At 66.5% G+C, this 5117-nt stretch carries 6 protein-coding genes; 3 read left to right on the forward strand and 3 right to left on the reverse strand.

Annotated features, from left to right (window positions below; genetic code table 11):
* Positions 1–42: 42 nt before the first annotated feature.
* Positions 43–954 (reverse strand): site-specific tyrosine recombinase XerD, encoded by a 912-nt coding sequence (xerD, locus tag FKP22_RS20615; RefSeq protein ID WP_231013139.1) that lies wholly within the window; start codon positions 952–954, stop codon positions 43–45.
* Between the two features lie 26 nt (positions 955–980).
* Positions 981–1919, reverse strand: a complete 939-nt coding sequence (locus tag FKP22_RS20620; RefSeq protein WP_141289573.1) for a tripartite tricarboxylate transporter substrate binding protein BugE — start codon at positions 1917–1919, stop codon at positions 981–983.
* A 197-nt stretch (positions 1920–2116) separates the two neighbouring features.
* Between FKP22_RS20620 and FKP22_RS20625 the strand changes: the two genes are divergently transcribed.
* Entirely contained in the window at positions 2117–3019 is a 903-nt protein-coding gene (locus tag FKP22_RS20625) for an AEC family transporter (protein WP_141289570.1), read from the forward strand.
* 4 nt (positions 3020–3023) lie between these two features.
* On the opposite strand, the gene queG is transcribed toward FKP22_RS20625, so the two are convergent.
* Positions 3024–4079, reverse strand: coding sequence for a tRNA epoxyqueuosine(34) reductase QueG (queG, locus tag FKP22_RS20630; protein WP_141289574.1), 1056 nt, complete (start codon positions 4077–4079; stop codon positions 3024–3026).
* A gap of 81 nt (positions 4080–4160) precedes the next feature.
* On the opposite strand from queG, the gene tsaE reads away from it, so the two are divergent.
* Positions 4161–4646, forward strand: coding sequence for a tRNA (adenosine(37)-N6)-threonylcarbamoyltransferase complex ATPase subunit type 1 TsaE (gene tsaE, locus FKP22_RS20635; protein WP_375140603.1), 486 nt, complete (start codon positions 4161–4163; stop codon positions 4644–4646).
* On the forward strand, positions 4643–5117 hold a 475-nt coding region (locus FKP22_RS20640; RefSeq protein WP_141289571.1), incomplete at its 3' end, for an AMIN domain-containing protein. The genes tsaE and FKP22_RS20640, both read left to right, overlap by 4 nt.

Below are 5117 nucleotides of genomic sequence, written 5' to 3' on the forward strand. Positions count from 1 at the left end.
CATGGGTGATCGCAACGGCGCGACACCGCAACATCGCCGCCGTCACCCTCGCGGATGGTGCTGCGCATGCAATGACTTCAAGCGCTCTCGCGCCACATGCGTGTAGATCGTCGTGGTCGAGATGTCTGCGTGGCCGAGCAGCATCTGCACCACCCGCAGGTCTGCGCCGTGGTTCAGCAGATGGGTCGCGAAGGCGTGGCGCAAGGTATGCGGTGACAACGGCACGCGGATGTCGGCCTGCGCCGCATGCCGCTTCACCAGCGTCCAGAACATCTGGCGTGTCATCGGCCCACCGCGCGCCGTGACGAACAAGGCGTCGCTTGCCTGGCCTTGCAGAATCTGCGGGCGGCCATCTGCCAGATAAAGCCGCAGCCAGCGCTCGGCCTCTTCGCCGAAGGGAACCAGACGCTCCTTCTGTCCCTTGCCGCTGACACGCAGCACACCATCGTTCAGGCTGAGGTTGATGGACGGCAGACCGACCAGTTCGCTGACCCGCAGACCGCTGGCGTACATCAGCTCCAGCATGCAGCGGTCGCGCAAGCCCAGTGGCGTCATCACGTCCGGCGCTCGCAGCAGCGCTTCGACCTGTGCCTCGCTCAAGGTCTTGGGCAGGCGCATCGGCTGGCGGGCGGCCAGCAACTGCAGGGTCGGATCCACCTTGACGTGGTGCTCACGCAAGGCCCAGCGATAGAAGCGCCGAAAAACCGCCAAGCGGCGGTTGGCGCTGCTGCTGCGGCTGCCGGCATGCCGGGCCGTTGCGTAGGCTTGCAGATGGACCTGGGTGACCTGGGTGAGGTCCACGCCGCCCTGCTCGGCCAGCCAACTGGCCAGCCCCTGCAAGTCACGGCGGTAGGCGGCCAGGGTGTTGGCGCTCAGCCCATCCTCCAGCCACAACGCGTCGTTGAACAGATCGATCAGGCCTGCATCCACCGCGCAAGGCGGCAGATGCAGCACAGGCCCATCAGGCCTCTCCGGCCGCGTCACTCCAGCGTCAGCTTCTGCTTGGCGACCACCTGCTTGTAGACGTCGAACTCGGCCTTGATCTGCGCGGCGAACTGCTCGGGGGTGTTGAGCACCAGCAGCGAACCGGTGTCTTCGATTCGCTTCTTGACCTCAGGCAGTTCGGCCGTTTTCTTGACCGCAGCAGCCACCTTGTCGACCACGTCCTTGGGCAGGCCCTTGGGACCGTAGATGCCGTAGTAGGCCATGCGGTTCACCGGCTCCAGGCCCACTTCCTTGAACGTCGGCACGTCGGGCAAAACAGCCAAGCGCTGCGGTGCAGCGACAACGATGGCGATCAGGCGACCTTCCTTGATGAAGGGCAGCGCGGACGGCAGGTTGTCGAAGATCATCGGCACTTGACCCGCCACCGTGTCGTTCAACGCAGGGCCTGCGCCGCGGTAAGGAATGTGGGTCACAAAAACGCCAGTCAGGCTCTTGTACAACTCCATCTGCAGGTGGCCGATGCCGCCGGTGCCGGAGCTGGAAAAGCTGTACTTGCCGGGATTTTTCTTCAGGACTTCGAGGAAGGTCTTGTAGTCCCGCGCCGGGAAGGACGGATGCACCGCGATCACGTTCGGCGTGGCAGCGATGTTGATGATGGGCGTGAAGTCGGTCAGCGGGTTGTAGGCGATCTTCGGGTTGATGGCCGGATTGGCCGCTGTGGTCGACACCGTCGCCACACCCAGCGAATAGCCATCCGGCGCCGCACGCGCCGTGTCCAGCGCGCCCACCACGCCGCCGCCGCCGGCCTTGTTCTCGACGATCATGGTCTGGCCCAGTGCCAGGTTCATCTTCTCGGACACCACGCGGGCGATGATGTCGGTGGTGCCACCAGGCGCAAAAGGCACGACCAGCTTGACTGGCTTGGTCGGGTAGTTGCTCTGCGCAAAGGCGGAAGTGGCGCAAGCAGCGGCCATCAAGGCTGCGGACAGGGTCCAGCGCAGGCGGTTCGAGTGTCGCAATGCAGTCTCCAGAGTGAACAGGGCAATGGCGGCAGGATAGCCCAGCCGACCGTCGGTTCAGCGCACGCCGAGAAGTATGCCGAGGCCTTGGTTTGCCTGGACTGCGGCCATTGCGTAAGGGCCATCCCTGCTCTCGCAGGCACACTGCAGCCATGTCCCATGTGCTGTTGCTGCTGCCCGACTTCCTGCTGATCCTGCTCGGCTTTGTGCTGTGCCGCCGCACGGCACTGAACCGCTCGGTGTGGGACGGTGTCGAGAAGCTGGTTTATTACCTGCTGTTCCCGGTGCTGCTGTTTGTCGCCATCGTGCGCCAGCCACTGCAGGCCGGTGCGCTGATGACGCTGGCCGGCTGCGGTCTGGCGGTGGTGGGCTGCGGCATTGCGCTTTCATATGCCCTCGGCCGCTGGCCTGGCGTGGACGCGCGCCTGCACGCTTCCGGCGCGCAGACGGCCTTCCGCTTCAACTCCTATGTCGCGCTGGCGCTGGCAGAGCGGCTGGGCGGCGTTCAGTCTGTCGCCTGGACGGCCTTGCTGGTCGCGTTGTGCGTGCCGGTCTGCAACATCGCGGCGGTCTGGCCGCTGGCCCGACATGCTGGCCAGAACTTCCTGCGCGAGCTGCTGCAGAACCCGCTGATCATCGGCACGGTCGCCGGGCTGGTCGGCAACCTGCTGGGGCTGCAACTGCCTGAGCTGCTGCAGATCACTCTGAGCCGCATCGGCGGCGCCGCCCTGCCGCTGGGATTGATGGCCGTGGGCGCCGGGCTGCAATTGGGCGCCTTGCGGGACGCACCCAGGCTCGCCGCCGCGCTGATGAGCATCCGCCACCTGATCCTGCCCGTCATCGCCATCGTGCTGGTGCGCGTGGCCGAGCTGCCTGCCGGGCAGCAGGTCGTGGTGGTCGCCTTCGCGGCCTTGCCGACCGCCTCCAGCGCCTATGTGCTGGCCTCGCGCATGGGCGGCAGCGGCAGCTTTGTGGCCGGGCTGGTCAGCCTGTCCACGCTGCTGGGCATGCTGAGCCTGCCACTGGCGCTGATCGGGCTGGACGCCACGCGCTGAAGCCTCAAGGCTTGTCGGCGGCCTGGGCCAGCGCCCACTGGATGTGCTCAGCGACCAAGGGCGTGGCCACGGGCAGCGAGGCTGACAACGCCTGACCCAGCGCTGCCTCGTCGGCCACGCCTGAGGCCAGCGCATTGCCCATCGCCACAGCCAGGTTTCGCTGCCAGCGCTGGTGGCCAATGCGGCGGATCGCGCTGCCTTCGGTCCGCTGCAGGAAGCTCGGCTCGTCCCAGGCCCACAGGTCCAGCAGACCGGGCCCGTCCAGCGCGGGCCTTGTGTCGAAGTCCGGCACGCTGGCCCGGCGCGCGTATTTGTTCCACGGACAGGCCAGCTGGCAGTCGTCGCAGCCATAGATGCGGTTGCCGATCAACGGCCGCAAGGCCTCGGGAATCGCGCCGTCGTGCTCTATCGTCAGGTACGAGATGCAGCGCCTGGCGTCCAGCCGGTACGGCGCGACGATGGCCCCGGTCGGGCAAACCTGCAGACAGGCTTCGCAGGCACCGCAATGCGCGTTGACCGGCTCGCTCAGCGGCAGCGCCAGGTCCACATAGATCTCGCCGAGGAAGAACATCGAACCGGCTTCGCGCGACAGCGTCAGCGTGTGCTTGCCGCGCCAGCCAATGCCGCTGCGGCTGGCCAGTTCCACCTCCAGCACCGGCGCCGAATCGGTGAACACACGGTGGCCCAGTGGGCCGACCTCGGTGGCCAGCTTGTCAGCCAGTTGCTGCAGCCGGGCGCGCAAGACCTTGTGATAGTCCCTCCCCCGCGCATAGAGCGACACCATGGCCCGCTGCGGGTCAGCCAGGCCTTGCCACTCGACCTGCTGCCAGTCACCTGCGCGGTTGGCAGGCAGGTAGTCCATGCGCGCGGTGACGACACGCACCGTGCCGGGTATCAGTTCGGCCGGGCGAGCCCGCTTGAGCCCGTGCGCAGCCATGTAAGCCATGCTGCCGTGAAAGCCCGCATCCAGCCAGGCCAGCAAACCCGGCTCGGCAGATGACAGGTCGACATCGGCCACCCCAATCTGGGAGAATCCGAGCGTGCGGGCCCAGTCCCGCAACTGCTGCGTGATGTCCGTGTTTCCTGGCGGCGATTTGTCAGACGCCTGCTGCCGCGAGACGCCTTCACCGCCCTCCACATTTTGAGCCATCTGCCGATTCTAGAAACTCGCACGCTGCGCTGGCCTGACGAAACTGCCTGCGCCGAATTTGCCGCCAATTGGGCGGCCCGCCCCGCCATCGCCAACGCCTGCATCGAGCTGGACGGCCCCCTGGGCGCCGGCAAGACCACGCTGGTGCGCCATCTGCTGCGCGCGCTGGGGGCCACCGGCCGCATCAAGAGCCCGACCTATGCGGTGGTCGAACCTTATCTGCTGGCCAGCCCATTTGGTGCGCTGGCAGTTTCGCATTTTGATTTCTACCGTTTCAGCGACCCGCGCGAATGGGAGGACGCGGGTTTTCGGGAGGTATTTGCCGCCCCCGGTTTGAAGCTGTGCGAATGGGCCGGCAATGCCGGTCCTTATCGCCCAGCCGCAGACCTCGCGCTGCAGATTGCTCCACAGGAAGACGAGAGTCGCCTGGTGCAGTTGCAGGCCTTCACCGCACGAGGACAGGAGTTGCTGGCATGAAACGTCGTGACGCCTTGAAATCGCTGGGCCGCGTGGCCTTGGTGCTGGGCCCGGCCCAGCTCGCCTGGGGCGCCAGCATTGTCTCGGTGCGAGTCTGGCCGGCGCAGGAATACACGCGCGTGACCATCGAGTCGGACCAGCCGCTGGTGGCCCGCCACTTCCTGACCGACGACCCGCAGCGCCTGGTGGTCGACATCGACGGGCTGGAGATGAGCCCTGCCTTGCGTGAGCTGGTTGGCAAGGTCAAGTCGGACGACCCGTTCATTGGCGGCGTGCGCGTGGGCCAGAACCAGCCGCGTGTGGTGCGCCTGGTGCTGGACCTGAAGCAAACCGTCAAGCCACAGCAATTCACGCTGATGCCGGTCGCCGCCTACCAGCACCGACTGGTTTTCGACCTCTACCCGACCGAAGCGCCAGACCCGCTGCTGACGCTGATCCGCGACAAGGCCCAGGCCGAACGCGAGGCCGCCC

This window comes from Ideonella azotifigens, assembly GCF_006519715.1.
In the GTDB taxonomy this organism is placed as follows: domain Bacteria; phylum Pseudomonadota; class Gammaproteobacteria; order Burkholderiales; family Burkholderiaceae_C; genus Ideonella; species Ideonella azotifigens.

What these genes read in the sequence shown, in the direction of transcription:
- FKP22_RS20625 (WP_141289570.1), top strand. Translation starts at nt 2,117, where the DNA reads ATGTCCCATGTGCTGTTGCTGCTGCCCGACTTCCTGCTGATCCTGCTC.
- FKP22_RS20620 (WP_141289573.1), bottom strand. Translation starts at nt 1,919, where the DNA reads ATGGCCGCTGCTTGCGCCACTTCCGCCTTTGCGCAGAGCAACTACCCG.